The sequence below is a fragment of the Ruegeria sp. BE3 genome, from assembly GCF_056538865.1.
In genome coordinates this window covers 26,368-44,056 of record NZ_JBQFTW010000008.1, presented here as the reverse complement: position 1 = coordinate 44,056, position 17,689 = coordinate 26,368, and the positions used below count along the sequence as shown (strand labels likewise).

Here is a 17,689-nt window from a genome sequence, read left to right as displayed (position 1 = left end):
CCCACACATTACGTGCCCATCTTGCGATATCAACCGCGCCAACATGTCACTGGTGATAAACTTATTTTCCTGTTATGCAATATTTATTGACGGCTACAACTCGGGAAAGAGACGTATGTCATCTGCATTGGATCAAATCGGCGGTGAAGATCGACTTCGGGCTCTGGTCGAACGGTTCTACGACCGCATGGAGACCGATCCGGCCGTACATTCATTGCACAGGTTGCATTTTCGCGGACACGGGTTGTCTCATACGAGACAGGCACAGTTTGAATTTCTGAGCGGGTTCCTGGGCGGTCGGGCCTATTATCGTGAGCGATTTGGTCATATGGACCTGCGTGAAATTCATGCGCATGTGCCGATACGCGAGGCCGATGCCGAGCTTTGGCTGGATACGTTTGACGCCGCGTTGGCGGATTGCGGAATGGACGGTCCGGTGGTGGACAAAATGCGCAAAACTCTGCGCCGTGCCGCGTTGATGCTGGTCAACGATGTCCCAGACTGGAGAGTCGAAGCCGACAGCGGAAAGAACCTTGAGGTTCGTGGCTGATCAGATCTGTCGCAATCTGTCATAGAGGCTGGATGTGATCTTGAATTGTTCCGCAGCAATATTGTCGCTATCAGAGATCATCGTCTGCACCGCGTCTGCGGACCCAAGCCAATTCACAGCGCATTGATGATTTGCCGGATCGGTCATCCACGATTGGATCGTGCCCTGAACAAGTTCGGGGTGAAACTGCACGCCCCAGGCGCTATCTGAGACCCGCAAAGCCTGTACTGCGCAAGCATCAGATTGCGCCAGAACCGATGAGTTGGGCGGTAGGTCAATGGCCTCAACCCCATGCCATTGTAGCACCCGGAATTGATCGGGCAGGGGCTCGAACAGCGGATCACTGCGCGTGTTGTCAGTCAAATTAATAAAAAGCACACCGATCTCAGGCTTCTGCATAGGTACACATTTCCCTCCTAACGCATCAACCAGAAGTTGGTGGCCTAGACATATCCCAAAGTACGGTCGCTTGAGGTCTTGAATCCAGGTCCTGATCGCTTGTTTTTCGGGCACGAGCCACGGGTGCGCCTCGGTTTCCCAGACGTCCATCGGGCCGCCCAGAACCAGAAGCAAATCAAAATCGTCGAGTTGCGGGATTGGTTGGCCATCATACAGATGCACGACTTTGGCCGTATCACCGCATGATGAAATGTGCTCTAGAAACGCTCCGGGGTTTTCGCCCCACGAATGCTGGAAAATCAGGACATTCATTAGGCACGGGCCTCCATCCGAGCGTCTGTATCGGGGCGGCAGTGGTCTGCAGCCCCGAAGTTTCTTAGATATCGAGCGTGTGGTCCTTTTCCCAGCGTGAGAAATGGCTGACGAACGAGTTCCACTCCTGATGCTTCATCTTCAGAAACGCGCTTGAGAATTCCTGACCCATCATGGCTTTCAACTCGGTATCATTGTCGTATTCGCGCAACCCGTCGAGCATGTTCAGCGGTAGTTTGGGGGCGTCGGTCACGGTGTGGCCTTCGGCATACATGTCAATGTCCCAGCGACGTCCCGGATCGGCTTTGGAGCGGATGCCGGACAGACCCGCGGCGATGATAACTGCCTGCAGCAGATAGGGGTTGGTGGCTCCGTCGGCCAGGCGCAGCTCAAACCGGCCCGGACCGGGCACCCGGACCATGTGGGTGCGGTTGTTGCCGGTCCATGTCACGGTATTGGGGGCCCAGGTCGCGCCCGACATGGTACGCGGTGCGTTGATGCGTTTGTAGCTGTTCACCGTCGGGTTGGTGATCGCTGCCAGCGCACTGGCATGTTTCATGATCCCGCCCAGGAAATACTTGCCCTGTTCGCCAAGTCCCACCTCGCCGGTCGGACCGTCGCCTTCGCCGGCGAAGACGTTGGTTTTGGCGTCCGCTCCGGGTGCATCCCAGACCGAGATATGAGCATGGCAGCCATTACCGGTCAGCCCTTCGACAGGCTTGGGCATGAACGTTGCCCGCAGCCCATGCTTTTCGGCCACCGACTTGGTCATGAATTTGAAGAACGAGTGTTTGTCGGCGGTTTTCAAAACGTCGTCAAACTCCCAGTTCATCTCAAACTGGCCATTGGCATCTTCGTGGTCGTTCTGATAGGGCCCCCAGCCCAGTTCCAGCATATAGTCGCAGATCTCACGCACCACATCATAGCGGCGCATCACCGCCTGCTGGTCATAGCAGGGCTTTTCGGCGGTATCGAACGGGTCGCTGATCTGCTCGCCATCTGGGGTCAGCAGGAAGAATTCAGCCTCAATGCCGGTTTTGACATGCATTCCCATCTCGGCGGCCTCGCCGATCAGGCGGCGCAGTACATTGCGCGGGGCCTGGGCGACATCCTTGCCTTCCATCACGCAGTTACCTGCAACCCAGGCGACCTCGGGCTTCCATGGCAGCTGGATCACCGATGACGGGTCCGGGACCGCCAGCATGTCAGGATGTGCTGGGGTCATATCCAGCCAAGTGGCAAACCCGGCAAAACCTGCGCCATCTTCCTGCATCTCGGCAATCGCCTGCGCGGGTACCAGCTTGGCCCGCTGCCCACCGAACAGGTCAGTGAACGAGATCATGAAATACTTGACGTCTTTTTCTTTTGCGAAAGCTGCGAGATCTGTCGTCACGATGGCTTTCCTTTCCCTGTTGAATTTTCGATTTCCAAAGCAAAAGCGCGGCCCCCGTTAAGGAGCCGCGCAGCATCAGTTCAGAACCCTTCCTTGCCCGGGTACCAACTTGTCCCGGCCAATGGGACACGCGCCATTGCGGCGGCCTCCATCGTCAGGGCACACAAATCCTCGGGTTCAAGGTTGTGGAGGTGATTATGACCACAGGCCCGAGCGATGGTCTGCGCCTCAAGCGTCATTACCTTGAGATAGTTGCGCAGACGGCGTCCGGCCTCGATTGGGTTCAGACGGGCGGCCAGATCGGGATCCTGCGTGGTAATACCCGCGGGGTCCTGGCCTTCGTGCCAGTCGTCATAAGCCCCTGTGGTGGTGCCCAGCTTTTGGTACTCGGACTCCCATTTCGGGTCATTGTCACCAAGCGCCACCAGTGCGGCGGTGCCAATGGCCACTGCGTCGGCGCCAAGGGCCATTGCCTTTGCCACATCGGCCCCAGTGCGAATGCCGCCCGAGATCACCAGTTGCACCTCGCGATGCACGCCCAGATCCTGCAGCGCCTGCACGGCAGGGCGAATGCAGGACAGCGTCGGCAAACCTACATGCTCGATGAACACGTCCTGCGTCGCGGCAGTGCCGCCTTGCATACCGTCCATCACCACCACATCGGCACCAGCCTTTACCGCCAGTGCCGTATCATAATAGGGGCGGGTCGCGCCAACCTTTACATAGATGGGCACCTGCCAGCCGGTAATCTCGCGCAGTTCGAGGATCTTGATTTCCAGATCATCCGGGCCGGTCCAGTCGGGATGGCGACAGGCCGAGCGCTGGTCGATGCCTTTGGGTAGGGTTCGCATTTCCGCGACACGGTCGCTGATCTTTTGACCCAGCAACATGCCACCACCGCCGGGTTTTGCGCCCTGACCAACAACGACCTCAATCGCGTCGGCCTTGCGCAGATCATCGGGATTCATCCCATAGCGCGAGGGCAGATACTGATAGACCAATTTGCTGGAATGGCCGCGTTCCTCGGGCGTCATGCCGCCGTCGCCGGTAGTGGTCGACGTGCCCGCCGCTGATGCGCCGCGGCCAAGGGCCTCTTTCGCAGGGCCGGACAGGGCGCCAAAGCTCATACCCGCAATGGTGATCGGAATGTCCAGTTCAATCGGCTTTTTTGCAAAGCGCGTGCCCAACGTTACCGAGGTGTCGCAGCGCTCGCGGTAACCTTCGAGCGGATAGCGACTGATGCTGGCGCCCAGAAACAACAGATCGTCGAAATGCGGTACCTTGCGTTTGGCGCCGCCACCGCGGATATCATAAATACCGGTGGCCGCAGCGCGGCGGATTTCCGCATTGATCGGATTGGTGAATGTCGCCGACTGAATCGGCAGGGTGCGGGGGATCTGATCGTCCATGTCTTTCATACCCTTGTTCCTCAGTAAGCAGCGGCGTTGTCGACGTCGAAGTTATAAAGCTGACGGGCGGAACCGTAGCGTTTGAATTCTTCGGGGCTGGCATTCGCGCCCGCGCGGTCCAGCAGGTCCTTCAGGATATCCAGATGCTCGGGGCGCATCTCTTTCTCGATGCAATCGGCGCCCAGGCTCTTGACCGAGCCGCGCACGAACAGCTGCGCCTCATAAAGCGAGTCTCCTAGCGCATCACCCGCATCACCGCAGACCACAAGATTACCGGCCTGCGCCATGAAGGCCGACATATGACCGATATTACCATGCACCACGATGTCGATGCCTTTCATCGAGATGCCGCAACGCGAGCTGGCATTGCCCTTGATGACCAGCAAACCGCCATGGCCGGTGGCGCCAGCATATTGGCTGGCGTCGCCTTCGACAACGACCTGACCGGACATCATATTCTCGGCTACGCCGGGCCCGACCGAGCCTTCGACCTTGACCGTCGCCTGTTGGTTCATTCCCGCGCAGTAATAACCAGTTGAGCCCTTGACCGTCACTTCGATAGGCGCATCCAGCCCGACGGCAATCGCGTGGCTGCCTTTGGGGTTCACGACTTCCCAATGGGTCTGGTTGGTCTCGGTGGATTGCGACTGCAAGGTGGCGTTCAACCGACGAAGGCCGTCTGCTTCAAGATCATAAGTTTGCATGTTATGCGGCCTTTTCGTTGGTCGAGGGGCTGTCATTGTGGGACCAGAAGTAAACCGTCGCTGGCTCCGGCTCCCAGACGCGGGCCTCTTCGATACCCGGCAGGTTCACCAGCGCCCGGTATTCGCTGCCAAAGGCCACGTATTGATCGGTTTCGGCCATCACCGCAGGCTTACAGGCGATCGGATCGCGGACCACGCCGAACCCATCCTTGGTGCCGACGACAAAGGTGAAGAAGCCATCCAGATCCTCAAGGCTGCTTTCCAGCGCCTCACCCAAGGTGGCCCCGTTCATCATCTTCCAGGTCAGATAGGCGGCTCCAACCTCGGTATCATTCTCAGTTTGGATCACTACACCTTCACGGCGCAGTTTGCGGCGCAATGAATTGTGGTTCGACAGCGAGCCGTTATGAACCAGACACTGATCTGGCCCAGTGTTGAACGGGTGCGCGCCCATCGTCGTCACGGCAGACTCTGTAGCCATGCGAGTGTGGCCAATGCCATGTGTGCCGCTCATACTGCTGATGTCAAAGCGCGCGGCCACGTCTTTGGGGAGGCCTACTTCCTTGTAGATCTCCAGCATCTCACCCCGGCTCATGATCCGGACTGAAGGCCGGATTTCTGCCAACGCGACCCGTGCCGCTTCAAACTGCCCGGCCGGAACGTCCAGCACAGTGTGCGTGTCATTATCAGTCTGGCTTACCACCACGCCCAAGTGCTGCCCCAGCTCTTCGGCTAGACCGGCAAAGTCGTCCTTGGGATTGGGCGACTGCAGTGTCACCTTGGTCTTACCACCTGATTCCTCGCCATAAATCGCTATACCCGCGCTGTCGGGGCCGCGATCCGTCATCGTGATCAGCATGTCTGTCAGCATATTGCCCAGTTGGGGCGCAAGAGACTGGTCTTTGAGGAATAATCCAACAATTCCGCACATGGCTGGCAGATCTCCTTGTGTGTTTCGCTATGATTCTACGGTACCAACAATTCAAACGGACATCAATAATCACAGGAAATAAATTTTCCTGAGAGGCAATGGACAAGAAATTAGATTTATGCCCATTGCCAGCTTTCAAAGCCGGATCAGTATCGTTCCAGCTGTGCTTTCACTTTTTCTTCGTCGCCAGTGTGGCGGGCCTTCTCGAGGTGTTCACCTTCTCGGACAAATTGGATGCGATGCCAGCCGATCCAGAATACGACGCCCACGATGACCATAAGGACTTCGTAACCTTGGAAGGGATAGATCGGTCCGACTTCGGCCAGATCAACAGCCCAGCTTGTATATCCATTAGTAGACATTCTTTTTCTCCCTTACTCAGCGGCTACGCCACGGGCAGCCAATTCTTCTTTGTCGGCTGCAATGATCGCGGCTTTGGCGTCTTCATAGGCATGGTGTTCAGCGTAATCGAGGCCCTGAAGTTCGACTTCTTCCGGAATTCGAAGCACACCTGCGGCCGACTGGATTTTTGCAAGAATCCAACCTGGCAAGAAGCCAAGAACAAAGAACATGATGACAGCACCTGTGATCTGACCGACCGGGTTAATCGTCGCGTAACCTTCATATGGCGAAGAAGGCACGCCCCACAGGACAAAGCCAGAAATCACCAGGCCAACGAATCCTGCATAACCATGCACGGCAACGGCACCAACGGCATCATCCAGCTTGAACCGACGCTCGACCCAATAGTGCAACTTGTACACGATCACGACACCGATCGCGGCGATGATCATTGCCTGCACCGGGTGATAAAGATCGTTACCCGCAGATGCAGTGATAATACCGGCCAGTCCGCCCGAGAACGTCCAAAACGCGTCACCTTTGGAAACAACATACGCTGCCATCAACCCGCCAGACAGAGACATCAGGAAGTTGAAGGTAATCGCGGACAGCGTGGTCGGCGCCAGATAGATGTTGGTCGCGGTCCACGTAACACCCGTTATCTGACCGTCGATTGCCTCCGGAGATATCGCCGGAACATTGCATGCGGCATAGAAGCCCCAGAAACCAGTGTAGATCAGGAATATCCCGATGGTCAGCAGCCATGGGTTATGCGGCGGAATGTCCCGCGGCGTACCGTCTTTGGCAAATTTGCCTAGGCGGGGACCCAGAACCATGATCACCCCTAATGCGTAACCACCTGCGATAGCATGAATAACCCCGGAAGCATAAGCATCGTGGTACCCAAGAACGCGCACCATCCAACCGCCGTAGTGCCAACCCCACGCAGCGTCGATGATCCACCAGACTGAACCAATCATCACGGCATGGACCCACAAGGCCGAAGATCTAATCCGCTCGATCACAGAGCCAGATACAATCGAGGCTGCCGTCCACGAGAACAGCAGGAATGCCGCCCAGAAGACGCCGGTGATTCTGTCACCCAGATTGGTCGCCATGGTGTCGGCCCATGGCAGATTTGCAGCGCCCGCTTCGGTATCCAAACCACCCCAGAACGGAAAGTTTGGAAAGGCCCAGTAAATCCACCATCCAAAGAAGAAGAACGTGACCGTCACCAGTGGGATGATCATGATGTTTTTCATCAATGTGTGCATATGGTTACGAGCCCGGCTGGCGCCGACCTCGTACATGCAAAAGCCCACATGGATGAGGAACATGAAAACGACCGTTACCCAGTAGTAGAACTCGGTAAAGACCGTCGTGAGTGCATTTAGATTACCATCCACTTCGTAGTCTCCCTGTTGTTGCAGCAGGAGGTCTTTCTGCGAAGAATTTCCTGCTGGGAATAATTGTGCACTCAGGGGACAATTTCATTCGCGACCTGTCAATAGATATGTGGGGCAAACATCTTTGAGGCCAGTAATTCGCGCATGTTTCTTAATGCCAAATAAGTGGCTATGGCATTGATAAATAATCACTTATGAAACACTCGCGCACCCTACCCAGGGTGCAAAAATTGCAGGCAAATATTCCCAACAGGAAAAAAATCTGCACAGAGGTGTTGATTTTCGATCCGACTTCGGCCTCAATATGGTCAACAAAAAGCAATCAACGGGAGAGCTGAACAATGGCCATTCTTTGGAGGACGTCCGCCCTTGCGCAGCGCCATGCCGAGATCGGCGGCGAGCTGGAAGACTGGAACGGTATGGGAACCGCGTGGTTCTATGACCACAGCCCGGAACGCGCCAAAGCAGATTACGAAGCGATCCGCACCAAGGCAGGGCTGATGGATGTGTCAGGTCTGAAGAAGGTTCATGTGGTCGGCGAAGATGCGGCTTATGTCATTGACCGAGTCACTACGCGGAATGTGGAAAAAATCATGCCGGGCCGGTCGACTTATGCTTCGATCCTGAATTCCGAAGGTAAGTTTGTCGACGATTGCATCATCTACCGCCTGTCGGTGAACACCTGGCTTGTCGTACACGGCACCGGAACGGGGATGGAACAGCTGACATCGGTAGCCGCCGGTAAGAATTGTTCCGTCATTTTTGACGATGACTTGCACGACATGTCGTTGCAGGGACCGGTGGCAGTGGATTTCCTGGCCAAACACATTCCGGGAATTCGGGAACTGGCCTATTTTGGCATCATGCAGACCAAGCTCTATGGCTGCCCCGTGATGATCTCGCGGACCGGTTATACCGGTGAACGTGGGTACGAGATTTTCTGCCAGGCCAAGCACGCGGTGCACTTGTGGGACAACATTCTGGCTGAGGGTAAGGACATGGGCATTGTTCCGGTCCAGTTCTCGACGCTCGATTTGCTGCGCACCGAAAGCTATCTGCTGTTTTATCCCGGGGACAACTCGGAAACCTATCCATTCGACGACGAAACCTGCGGCGATACCCTGTGGGAACTGGGTCTAGAATTCACAGTTTCTCCGGGCAAGACCGGATTTATCGGCGCTGAGAACCACTATTCCTCGCAAGGCAAAGAGCGGTTCAAGATCTATGGTGTTAAACTGGATGGCACCACCCCGGCGGATGAGGGTGCTGACCTGCTGCAAAACGGTGAAAAGGTCGGTGTTGTCACCTTTGGCATGTATTCCGAAATCAATGGGCACAATGTGGGTATCGCACGGATGCCGGTCGCCTGTGCCTCGCCCGGCACCGAGCTGACAGTGCGCAACGGCGATGGGACAGAAATAGCGGCGACTGCGGAAGAGATGCCGTTCTACGATCAGGACAAATCGATCAGAACCGCAAAAGGCTGAGTTTCAGGGGGCGCTACGGACACACCGTGGCGCCCTTTTCCTATTTGAGGGCACAATGTCAAAGTTCGAATTTCCCAAGTCAATCGCAAGCCGCCCGGTCTGGGGCACGCTAGAGGTTCGCTCAGGTGAACATCATCTAATGATCGCCGAGGCCGAAGGGGCCGAAGCCGTTCTTGACATAGCGACACCTGATCTGATGGCTAAAACCCACCTGATCTACATCCCGAAAGGCGCGGATTATTCGGAAAAGCTGCAGGCGCTGAACCCTGCACAATTCTACGAAGGTCCGTCTTATGCAGCCGCGCTGCATCGTATTCGCCGCGTGTTGGAGGACGCGCATATGGGGTTGCAGGTCTATCTGACCGGTACCGAGGGCATGATGGGGCAGGCCATGAACGAGGTGATGGCTGTCGGTCTTCCGCATACTGCGATTCAGACCGAACATCGCGGCTCGGTCGCGCGCCGGATGCAATGCGTGCATTGCAAAGGCGTCACAGAAGATGTCGAGGTCGATCCGTTTATCTGCGCGCACTGTGGGCTAAATCTGTTTGTACGCGACCACTATTCCCGCCGTCTTGCCGCTTATCAGGGTGTCCGCGTTGATGCCGAGGACCATGGTAATGTGCCTGAGCCGAAGGGGATTTACGAATGAGTGGTGCCGAGAAAATTCAGGTCAAAGTGACCGAAATCACCCCATTGAACGAATTGGTGACGCGATTCCGGTTCGAACGCGTTGATGGTGGTCAGTTGCCGACCTTTTCGGGCGGAGCGCATACGGTTGTCGAAATGCAGGACGGTGGTATCACGCGGCTTAACCCGTATTCCCTGATGTCCGACCCGTTTGATCAGTCGTCTTATACCGTCTCGGTCCGGCGCGACGATCAGGGCAGGGGTGGCTCGTTGTTCATGCACCGCCAGGTCAAACTGGGCGATGAAATGACCATTAGCTATCCGGTCAACCTGTTCTCGCTTGATCTGCGGGCCCGCAAGCACCTGTTTCTGGCCGGTGGCATCGGTATCACCCCGTTTCTGGCGCAGATCAAACAGCTAGAACTTCTGCACGGTCATTGGGAACTGCATTATGCGTGCCGTAACAATGCGTTGGCATCTTATGCCGATCAACTGACAGACAGGCATCCAAACGAAACACATCTGTACTATGACGACCAAAATCAACAGATCGATCTGAAAAACCTGCTGAGCGGGCAGCCTTTGGGCACGCATGTCTATGTCTGCGGCCCCAAAGGCATGATCGATTGGGTGCGCGAAACTGCTGCCGCCGAAGGCTGGCCCGAGGATTGCGTGCATTATGAAGAGTTTCTGGCCCCGCAGCCCGGCAAACCGTTCGAAGCGCGCTTGGCGACATCGGACAAGGTCATTCATGTGGGTGAGAACGAAAGCCTGCTGGAAGCCATAGAACGCGAAGGCGTGGATGCACCCTATCTGTGCCGCGGCGGGGCCTGTGGCCAATGCGAAACCGTTGTGCTGGATCACGACGGCAATTTCGTTCATCGCGATCATTGGCTGACTGACGAAGAAAAAGCCGCAGGCAAGAAGATCATGCCCTGCGTATCGCGCTTCGAGGGCAAGTCCCTCGTGCTGGACCGCTGAGAGGAGGCCCACATGACCATTCAATTCAACGACGAGTCCTTCCGTGACGACTATACGTTCCACAACTCGGAATGGGCGATCAAACGCTTTCCTTTCCCGTTTCACGAAGACAGTTACATGTATTCCGTCAACATGGAACAGCACCGGGGCGGACCCGAGGGCTCGGTTTATGAAATGCGGTTCGATGTAGACGAACACTATGTATCCGAGATGAAAGACCGGGCCATCGTTCTGGATCAGGACCCTCTGCGCTGTCAGTCCCTGCCACACATGACATTGGCGGGTTGGGACCTGCTCGAGCTGATCATGGTCAGCAAGTCAGAGGATTATCCCGACCTGTTCGAATTGCACCGCAACGGCAATCAGTGGCGTTGGATCAACAAGCCACTGGGCATTGATCACAGTTTCACCTTCATGGATGAAACCACGCTGCCGTACGGGCCGATGGAATATATCACGCGTCAGGCACAGGGTGATTTCGCGGTGCTGGATCAGCGGGACGAGATGCTGTGGATGGACGCCGGGATGGTAACGACCCAAGCCGATTGGAGCCTGGATTTCGACATCGGCATGAACTTTTTCGAATGGCATGCGCCAGTTCCGAAAGCCCATGAGATGGGAATTTTCAAGCGCGCACTGAAATTCCTGCTGAACATTCAGCAAGGGGCTCCGGCGCGTCGTCTGAACTGGACGATGACGGTGAATCCATTGCTGGATACCAGCCCGGAGAACTATCACAAATGGGGTATTCAGAAGACAACGTTGACGCCTGAGAACATCGCTCACAAGCAGCATCTTCGGGTTGAGCTACAGACCTTCTTCCGGTTGCCACGGTCAAACGCGCTGGTATTTCCGATTCGCTGTTATCTGTGCAGTTTTCAGGATCTGATGACGGTACCGAAATGGGGTCGCCGCCTGCATCGTGTTATCCGCGATCTTCCGGTTGAGTTGGCCACCTACAAAGGGTTTATCGACAACCGTCCAATGATGCTGGACTACCTCAGCCAGTTTGACGACGGTCTTCCAACCTCACCGGGTGTATGGCCGGATCTGGAAACGGAACCGCCTTTGTCAAAGTAACGGGTATCGCGGCGGTCATGACTGGTCCGGACAAGACAATTTGGCAGGTACTCGGCAACGACTCAGCTTTGTATGACGTATTAGCCTTACTGCGTTCTTCGTTCCGATACATGGATGGCCGGATCGACCCGCCGTCCTCCGTTCATCGGCTGACCGTGGAGGGTATGCAGGCACATTGTCATGCCGGAGGTGAGATTTGGGCTATTGGCCGTCCGCTAACTGGCTGCATGTTCCTTATGCCAAAGTCTGGCAGGCTGTATATGGGAAAACTGGCGGTGCACGAGCGGATGCGCGGGCAGGGCCAGTGTTCGGTGATGGTAGACCACGCCGTACGTCGGGCCGCGGCCCTTGAATTGTCCGAGCTGGAGCTGGAAACCCGTGTCGAACTTACTGAAAATCATCGCGTGTTTTCACGCCTTGGTTTCACGATCGTAAGTATGGGAACGCACGAAGGTTACGACAAACCCACTGATTTCCTGATGCGCAAGCCAGTCAATTTGTCTGCGGATAGCTAATCACAGAAATGTATCTTGCCGGCAGGCTGACCAGTTTCTCTGGTCCATGCGGGGCATCCGCGTCAAAGAATAGGGTATCGCCGGGCTTCAATGGATAATTCTTATCTCCGTGGCGATAATCGACTTCGCCCTCCAACATGTAAATTGTTTCAATCCCACCGTGCTGGAACGTCGGAAAGACATCGGATTCTGCGGTAAGCGTGATCAAATACGGCTCGACAATCACACCGGACCCGTTAGCGCCGATATGACCCAAAAGATTGTATTGATGATTGGCGCGGGTTCCTTCGCGCTCAAGCTCTACACCCTCGCCCGCTTTTGTGTGAACGGCTTCCCGGCGTTCCTCGAACTGGCGGAAGAAGCTGGTCAGGGGAACCGAAAGTGCGTCGGCGAGTAATTGCAGCGTCGTCAGAGAGGGCGACGTGTTGCCGTTCTCTATCTTCGACAACATGCCAATTGATAATCCTGTCAGTTGGGCCAGTTCAGCGACGGTGATGTTTTGCTGTTTACGAAAGGCTCGGACCTCGCGGCCGATTGCTACTTCGAGCACCTTTTCACGTTCACTCGTTCGAACGGAATGCGGATCCTGAGTCAGATTTCCCACCATTTCTGTGTCGCGTTTTTTCAATGTTTCGCCTTCAATGTCTTGCTACACTTGTCCGAACCAACGGTGCAAGCAGCTGCGCCGTTTCAGCCAATCCAATTCGGGCTATCATAGCACCTATTTTTCCTGATAGTAAAATAATCATGCTGGTAGAAAAATGTAACGAGATTGGATTCTTGTTGTTCGACGGATTTCCGATGGCCTGCTTGACTTCGGTCATTGAACCTTTGAGAGCGGCAAATGAGATAGCGGGACAAGAGGCATTTTGCTGGTCATTGGTGACAGAAGACGGGGGCAAAGTCAGATCTAGCGCCAATGTCCGGTTCGAGGCCGAGCGCGACCTGTCCGACTGCCAGTCGATTGATATTCTATTCCTGCTCAGCAGCCCGACTTCAAAGTTTCAGAACCCGACTCAGGGTGATGGAGCATTACGCATGTTTGCGCGTCACGGAACCATTCTGGGCGGGATCAGCGCGGGCGTGTTTCCGCTGGTCCGCTCAGGCGTCATGAATGGTCATCCGGTGTCGGTTCACTGGTGCTACGAGGCGGCCTTTGAGGCCGAGTTTCCGGACATGGACGCCCGGCGCGAGGTTATTGTAACGGATAACTCACGCTACACCGCGGCGGGGGCCGCGGCCGCGTTCGATCTGGCGCTGCACCTGATCGAGGATCGTCTGGGTGGTGATGTCGCGCATGAGGTGGCCTGCTGGTTCCAGCACCCATTGATGCGGGGCGAAGGCGTGCGCCAACAGGTTCCAGACACCAGCAGGCCCGACACAGGTGAAAAGCTGCCGCCACTTGTGGCAAAATGCGTTGAGCTATACGCCAGCCGGATTGGCGATCCGTTGTCGATTGCCGAACTGTCAAAGCAGGCCGGTGTCACGCCGCGCCAAATCGAACGCGCCTTCAAACAGGCGACAGGTCAAAGCCCCAGCCACTATTTCCGCGCCATGCGCATGAAAGCGGCACGTCAGATGGTTGTCTATACCAAAGACCCCATTGCCGACATCGCAGCCGCTATCGGCTTTAGCTCGGTCACACCATTGGTGACACATTACCGATCTGCCTTCGGGCTAAGCCCCAGCGAAGACCGCCGCCGCATCAACCGCTTCCGAGTCGAAGACAACGCACCGCTGCCTTCAAGCTGAGCGAGACGCTCAAAGAGCGGATTTCATCGCTACCACAATCGCATGATGCATAGACCCTGCCGAAGAACGGGGACCATAAAGGCTGAACAATGCGGTGGACCTGCACAGAACGAAGCACCCGAGATGATGGATCGAAGTACGGGCCGTCTCGCCCGCACCCATCTTGCGGCAATCCAGATTACATAGCAGCTCCAGAACCGCCAGAATGTCTGCGCCCTCCAGATCGAACCGGGTCCAGGCATCGGTCTGTTCTGAAACGGACGCGGTGTCGCCGACACAGTCTTTCGTCTGATGCGCCAGTTCTTCATGAGTATCGAACGGGGCTTCGACCATCCACTGATCCGGTCCGGTCCAGAATGCCGAGACAACGTCACCACCGAACTTACCAACATCGGGTGCTGACGCACCGATTAGTCTTGCAAGCGCTTTGCGGGCTTCTGCTTCGAGGCCAGCGCGCGCGGCGACCGAGGCCAACGCAACACCAGGCACCTCGGTACATGTGACGGTTCCAACCGTATCGACATGGGGCTCAGATCCGCCCAAGGCGGTTATTGCAACAAGATCATGCACGAAGCCGTTCTCCCTCAGGGTCGACAAAATGAGCCGAGACAATCTCGACCTCGACGGTCAGATCGGTCAGCGGCGAGACAAGGCGCATTTTCTCGCCCTGACGGTCACCACCATTCTTCAGAAAGCCCAGGCCGATGTGACTATCCAGCGAAGGCGAGAACGCGGCCGACGTAACATAGCCCTGATCATGCGCGGCATCGACCGGGCCGGATGCATCCATGAGATGCGCGCCAGCGGTGATTTTGTCCGCGCTGTTCACGGGTTTGACGCCGACCATGTTCAACGCATCAGCCTCGTTCAGCCCCTCACGTTCGGACAGGGTCGAACCGATACTATCTTTCTTCTTGGACACCATCCGGCCCATGCCAAGGTTCAGCGCTGTGGTGGTCCCGTTGAGTTCATTCCCTGCGGCGTGCCCTTTTTCGATCCGCATGACGCCGAGAGCCTCGGTGCCGTATGGAACTACATCGAACTCTTCACCGTCCTGCATCAGACGCCGCATCAACGCATCGCCATAGCGCGAGGGAACCGCAATTTCGAACGCCAGCTCGCCCGAGAACGAAATCCGGAACAGACGCGCCCGCAGGCCACCGCAAACGGTGATATTCGCGCAGGCCATGAACGGAAAACCTTCATTCGAAATGTCAAATTCCGGGTCCACGATCTTCTGCAGCAGTTTGCGCGAGTTGGGACCAGCAACGGCATATTGCGCCCAGGCTTCGGTGGTCGAGATTAGTTGGACGTCCATGTCAGGGAACAGGCACTGCCGGACGAACTCCATATGATGATAGACTTTGACCGCATTGGCCGTGGTCGTTGTCACCACGAAATGATCCTCGGCCAGACGTCCGGCGGTGCCGTCATCCATGGCGATCCCGTCTTCGCGCAGCATCAGGCCATAGCGGGTTTTGCCCACAGCCAGTTTGGCAAAGCCATTGCAGTAGATGCGGTTCAGGAAGTCCGCAGCTTCGGTGCCTTGCACGTCGATTTTTCCAAGCGTCGTACAGTCGCACACGCCGACCGAGGCGCGGGTTTGTCGCACTTCGCGGTCGACGGATTCACGCCAATGCGTCTCGCCGGGCAGGGGAAACCACTGGGCGCGCAACCAGTTGCCAACCTCAACAAAGACCGCGCCCCGTTCCTTGGCCCAATAATGTGAAGGTGTGAGGCGGGTTGGATGGAATTCCTGCCCTTTCATGCGCCCGGCAAGCGTGCCGATAGGCACCGGTGTATAGGGTGGGCGGAAGATTGTCGTTCCCGTCTTGGGGATGGATTTACCGGCCAATTCCGCCATGATCGCCAGACCGCCCATATTCGAAGTCTTGCCCTGATCGGTTGCCATGCCCAGCGTGGTATAGCGTTTCAGGTGTTCGACCGATCGGAACCCTTCCTGATGGCTGAGCTTCACATCCTTGACCGTCACATCGTTCTGTTGATCCAGCCATGCGCGCGCGCAGCCCGGAACATACCAATACGGCGTTTGCGAGACTGGAGCATCCTCGGCCTTGGGTAAGTTGGGCAGCGCGCCGCTGAGTTCCAGCGCTTCAGCCGCCGCCTGGGCACCGGATTGCAACGCGCCATGGGTCGACATCGTTCCGTTTGCAGCACCCGCGACCGCAAGGCCAGGCGGTAGGTCTGCGCCGGGAACGAAGGCCGCTAGATCCTCGTTCCAGATCGGGCGTCCCCGCTGATGGCAGGTCAGATGCACGTTCGGGTTCCAGCCGCCGGACACGCCAAGCGCACCGCAGTCCAATGTGCGCTTAGACCCGTCGGCCAGTTTGACCTCGACAAAGCTCAGACCCAGACGGCCCTTGGTATCAACGACCTGAGCACCTGCGAGCACTTCGTATTCGTAGTTGATCGGCGCATCCGGTCGAACATCCACCACAGCCGCGATCTTGACGCCCTTGGAATGCAGATCGGCGGCGGTCCGATGGCCGTCGTCATTGTTGGTAAAGATCGCAACACGCTGCGCTGCCGTGGATGCGAACCGGTTGGCATAAGTCCGCAACGCGCTGGCCAGTATGACACCGGGGCGGTCGTTGTTTTCGAATGCGATGGGTCGTTCGGTCGCGCCTGCACACAGTAGGGCGCGTTTGGAATAGATACGCCACAGGATTTGCCGGGGCTTGCCCGAAGGCAAGTTGGCTAGGTGGTCGCCAGTACGTTCAACCGCGCCATAAATGCCGTGATCAAAGGCCCCGATGACAGTTGTACGCGGCATCAGGCGGACGTTCGGCATTGCGGACAATTCAGCTACCGTCTGCGCAACCCATTCATCCGCAGGGCCGTCGTTCAGCGAGAAGGTCTCACTGTTCAACCGCCCGCCAAGCGCGAAATCCTCGTCAGCCAGGATAACGTCCGACCCGGCCCGGCCAGCGGTCAAGGCGGCAGCCAAACCGGACGGACCGGCGCCAATGATCAGCAGGTCACAATGCCTGAACCCCTTGTCGTATTCGTCCGGGTCCTCTTGCATCGAAAGCGAGCCCAGACCGGCGGCGCGGCGGATCATCGGCTCGTACAACTTTTCCCAGAACGCAGCCGGCCACATAAAGGTCTTGTAATAAAAACCAGCCGACAGGAAATTCGAAAACCTGTCATTGATTGCCAGCGCGTCGAACTTCAGGCTGGGCCAACGGTTTTGCGATCGGGCCTCAAGCCCGTCAAACATCTCGATCGTTGTGGCGCGGGTGTTGGGCTCCTGACGGTTGCCCGAGCGCAGTTCGACGATCGCATTGGGTTCTTCCGATCCGGCGGTCAGCACACCGCGGGGGCGGTGATACTTGAACGACCGCCCCATCAGGCGTACGCCATTGGCCAGCAGGGCCGAGGCCAGTGTATCGCCAGGATGAGCAGCGTAGCTGCGGTTGTCGAACTTGAAATTCAGGGTTTTGGTGCGGTCGATCTGACCGCCGCTCAGCCGGTTGTCTTGAGTCATTTTGAACGTCCCTTTGCCCGGGCCACGTCTCGGGCCAATTCCACGCCTGTGATCTCATGCGTCACGGTATTGCGTGTCACGACCAGCCAAGACCGGTCACCGCCTTCGTGAAACCACAGCTCGCGATGCAGACCGGCGGGATTGTCGCGCAGATAGGCATAATCGTGAAACGCCGTCACCGCATCGTCGCCCTGCCAGTCGGGGCGGTCAATCAGCGACGCGTCGCCCAGATAGACAAATTCGGAACTGTCACGCGGGCCCAGCAAGGGATGATGGATGATCATGGTGCT

General features: G+C 56.7%; 18 protein-coding genes. 7 read left to right on the top strand and 11 right to left on the bottom strand.

What is annotated here, in order from left to right:
- Positions 1 to 115: 115 nt before the first annotated feature.
- Positions 116 to 550 (top strand): group II truncated hemoglobin, encoded by a 435-nt coding sequence (locus tag ACR0AZ_RS16560; RefSeq protein WP_480473105.1) that lies wholly within the window; start codon positions 116 to 118, stop codon positions 548 to 550.
- On the opposite strand, the gene ACR0AZ_RS16555 is transcribed toward ACR0AZ_RS16560, so the two are convergent.
- The 7 genes from ACR0AZ_RS16555 to ACR0AZ_RS16525 form a co-directional block, all read right to left on the bottom strand.
- Positions 551 to 1,261 carry a type 1 glutamine amidotransferase gene (locus ACR0AZ_RS16555; RefSeq protein WP_480667900.1) on the bottom strand — a complete coding sequence of 237 codons (711 nt, stop codon included), beginning with the start codon at positions 1,259 to 1,261 and terminating at the stop codon, positions 551 to 553.
- A 64-nt stretch (positions 1,262 to 1,325) separates the two neighbouring features.
- A complete protein-coding gene (gene glnT / locus ACR0AZ_RS16550; protein WP_480667899.1) occupies positions 1,326 to 2,654 on the bottom strand; it encodes a type III glutamate--ammonia ligase in 1,329 nt (442 codons plus the stop codon).
- Between the two features lie 80 nt (positions 2,655 to 2,734).
- Positions 2,735 to 4,063, bottom strand: coding sequence for an FMN-binding glutamate synthase family protein (locus tag ACR0AZ_RS16545; protein ID WP_480667942.1), 1,329 nt, complete (start codon positions 4,061 to 4,063; stop codon positions 2,735 to 2,737).
- A 20-nt stretch (positions 4,064 to 4,083) separates the two neighbouring features.
- Positions 4,084 to 4,767 carry a protein GlxC gene (locus tag ACR0AZ_RS16540; protein WP_480473111.1) on the bottom strand — a complete coding sequence of 228 codons (684 nt, stop codon included), beginning with the start codon at positions 4,765 to 4,767 and terminating at the stop codon, positions 4,084 to 4,086.
- Between the two features lies 1 nt (position 4,768).
- Positions 4,769 to 5,698, bottom strand: coding sequence for a class II glutamine amidotransferase (locus ACR0AZ_RS16535; protein WP_170694317.1), 930 nt, complete (start codon positions 5,696 to 5,698; stop codon positions 4,769 to 4,771).
- Between the two features lie 146 nt (positions 5,699 to 5,844).
- Positions 5,845 to 6,060 (bottom strand): hypothetical protein, encoded by a 216-nt coding sequence (locus tag ACR0AZ_RS16530; RefSeq protein WP_010437786.1) that lies wholly within the window; start codon positions 6,058 to 6,060, stop codon positions 5,845 to 5,847.
- Between the two features lie 12 nt (positions 6,061 to 6,072).
- Entirely contained in the window at positions 6,073 to 7,446 is a 1,374-nt protein-coding gene (locus ACR0AZ_RS16525) for an ammonium transporter (RefSeq protein WP_480473113.1), read from the bottom strand.
- A 341-nt stretch (positions 7,447 to 7,787) separates the two neighbouring features.
- Between ACR0AZ_RS16525 and ACR0AZ_RS16520 the strand changes: the two genes are divergently transcribed.
- From ACR0AZ_RS16520 to ACR0AZ_RS16500, 5 genes are read left to right on the top strand one after another with little or no spacing between them, the layout of a single operon-like run.
- Complete coding sequence (locus tag ACR0AZ_RS16520) at positions 7,788 to 8,933, top strand: aminomethyl transferase family protein (RefSeq protein WP_480473115.1); 1,146 nt, start codon at positions 7,788 to 7,790, stop codon at positions 8,931 to 8,933.
- Positions 8,934 to 8,988: 55 nt separating this feature from the next.
- Positions 8,989 to 9,585 carry a dimethylamine monooxygenase subunit DmmA family protein gene (locus tag ACR0AZ_RS16515; protein WP_480473117.1) on the top strand — a complete coding sequence of 199 codons (597 nt, stop codon included), beginning with the start codon at positions 8,989 to 8,991 and terminating at the stop codon, positions 9,583 to 9,585.
- Positions 9,582 to 10,544, top strand: a complete 963-nt coding sequence (locus ACR0AZ_RS16510; protein WP_480667898.1) for a PDR/VanB family oxidoreductase — start codon at positions 9,582 to 9,584, stop codon at positions 10,542 to 10,544. The genes ACR0AZ_RS16515 and ACR0AZ_RS16510 overlap by 4 nt, the downstream gene beginning before the upstream one ends.
- A gap of 12 nt (positions 10,545 to 10,556) precedes the next feature.
- Complete coding sequence (locus ACR0AZ_RS16505; RefSeq protein WP_353013980.1) at positions 10,557 to 11,624, top strand: heme-dependent oxidative N-demethylase family protein; 1,068 nt, start codon at positions 10,557 to 10,559, stop codon at positions 11,622 to 11,624.
- 17 nt (positions 11,625 to 11,641) lie between these two features.
- Positions 11,642 to 12,139 (top strand): GNAT family N-acetyltransferase, encoded by a 498-nt coding sequence (locus tag ACR0AZ_RS16500; protein WP_480473121.1) that lies wholly within the window; start codon positions 11,642 to 11,644, stop codon positions 12,137 to 12,139.
- On the opposite strand, the gene ACR0AZ_RS16495 is transcribed toward ACR0AZ_RS16500, so the two are convergent.
- A complete protein-coding gene (locus ACR0AZ_RS16495) occupies positions 12,117 to 12,746 on the bottom strand; it encodes a helix-turn-helix domain-containing protein (protein ID WP_480473340.1) in 630 nt (209 codons plus the stop codon). The genes ACR0AZ_RS16500 and ACR0AZ_RS16495 overlap by 23 nt on opposite strands.
- A 140-nt stretch (positions 12,747 to 12,886) precedes the next feature.
- Here ACR0AZ_RS16495 and ACR0AZ_RS16490 point away from each other — a divergent pair, with 140 nt between their 5' ends.
- Positions 12,887 to 13,891 (top strand): GlxA family transcriptional regulator, encoded by a 1,005-nt coding sequence (locus ACR0AZ_RS16490; protein ID WP_480667897.1) that lies wholly within the window; start codon positions 12,887 to 12,889, stop codon positions 13,889 to 13,891.
- 9 nt (positions 13,892 to 13,900) lie between these two features.
- On the opposite strand, the gene ACR0AZ_RS16485 is transcribed toward ACR0AZ_RS16490, so the two are convergent.
- The 3 genes from ACR0AZ_RS16485 to ACR0AZ_RS16475 are packed head-to-tail and all read right to left on the bottom strand — an operon-like array spanning position 13,901 to position 17,683.
- Positions 13,901 to 14,461: a sarcosine oxidase subunit gamma gene (locus tag ACR0AZ_RS16485; protein WP_480473123.1), complete on the bottom strand. Its 561-nt coding sequence runs from the start codon at positions 14,459 to 14,461 to the stop codon at positions 13,901 to 13,903.
- Positions 14,454 to 17,399 carry a sarcosine oxidase subunit alpha family protein gene (locus tag ACR0AZ_RS16480; protein ID WP_480473125.1) on the bottom strand — a complete coding sequence of 982 codons (2,946 nt, stop codon included), beginning with the start codon at positions 17,397 to 17,399 and terminating at the stop codon, positions 14,454 to 14,456. The genes ACR0AZ_RS16485 and ACR0AZ_RS16480 overlap by 8 nt, the downstream gene beginning before the upstream one ends.
- Positions 17,396 to 17,683 (bottom strand): sarcosine oxidase subunit delta, encoded by a 288-nt coding sequence (locus ACR0AZ_RS16475; protein WP_480473127.1) that lies wholly within the window; start codon positions 17,681 to 17,683, stop codon positions 17,396 to 17,398. The genes ACR0AZ_RS16480 and ACR0AZ_RS16475 overlap by 4 nt, the downstream gene beginning before the upstream one ends.
- Between the last annotated feature and the right edge of the window lie 6 nt (positions 17,684 to 17,689).

Bases quoted from the DNA above. Each gene is read 5' to 3' on its own strand.
- ACR0AZ_RS16560 (WP_480473105.1), top strand. From the start codon at position 116: ATGTCATCTGCATTGGATCAAATCGGCGGTGAAGATCGACTTCGGGCT.
- ACR0AZ_RS16555 (WP_480667900.1), bottom strand. From the start codon at position 1,261: ATGAATGTCCTGATTTTCCAGCATTCGTGGGGCGAAAACCCCGGAGCG.
- ACR0AZ_RS16545 (WP_480667942.1), bottom strand. From the start codon at position 4,063: ATGGACGATCAGATCCCCCGCACCCTGCCGATTCAGTCGGCGACATTC.
- ACR0AZ_RS16540 (WP_480473111.1), bottom strand. From the start codon at position 4,767: ATGCAAACTTATGATCTTGAAGCAGACGGCCTTCGTCGGTTGAACGCC.
- ACR0AZ_RS16535 (WP_170694317.1), bottom strand. From the start codon at position 5,698: ATGTGCGGAATTGTTGGATTATTCCTCAAAGACCAGTCTCTTGCGCCC.
- ACR0AZ_RS16530 (WP_010437786.1), bottom strand. From the start codon at position 6,060: ATGTCTACTAATGGATATACAAGCTGGGCTGTTGATCTGGCCGAAGTC.
- ACR0AZ_RS16520 (WP_480473115.1), top strand. From the start codon at position 7,788: ATGGCCATTCTTTGGAGGACGTCCGCCCTTGCGCAGCGCCATGCCGAG.
- ACR0AZ_RS16515 (WP_480473117.1), top strand. From the start codon at position 8,989: ATGTCAAAGTTCGAATTTCCCAAGTCAATCGCAAGCCGCCCGGTCTGG.
- ACR0AZ_RS16510 (WP_480667898.1), top strand. From the start codon at position 9,582: ATGAGTGGTGCCGAGAAAATTCAGGTCAAAGTGACCGAAATCACCCCA.
- ACR0AZ_RS16505 (WP_353013980.1), top strand. From the start codon at position 10,557: ATGACCATTCAATTCAACGACGAGTCCTTCCGTGACGACTATACGTTC.
- ACR0AZ_RS16500 (WP_480473121.1), top strand. From the start codon at position 11,642: ATGACTGGTCCGGACAAGACAATTTGGCAGGTACTCGGCAACGACTCA.
- ACR0AZ_RS16495 (WP_480473340.1), bottom strand. From the start codon at position 12,746: ATGGTGGGAAATCTGACTCAGGATCCGCATTCCGTTCGAACGAGTGAA.
- ACR0AZ_RS16490 (WP_480667897.1), top strand. From the start codon at position 12,887: ATGCTGGTAGAAAAATGTAACGAGATTGGATTCTTGTTGTTCGACGGA.
- ACR0AZ_RS16480 (WP_480473125.1), bottom strand. From the start codon at position 17,399: ATGACTCAAGACAACCGGCTGAGCGGCGGTCAGATCGACCGCACCAAA.
- ACR0AZ_RS16475 (WP_480473127.1), bottom strand. From the start codon at position 17,683: ATGATCATCCATCATCCCTTGCTGGGCCCGCGTGACAGTTCCGAATTT.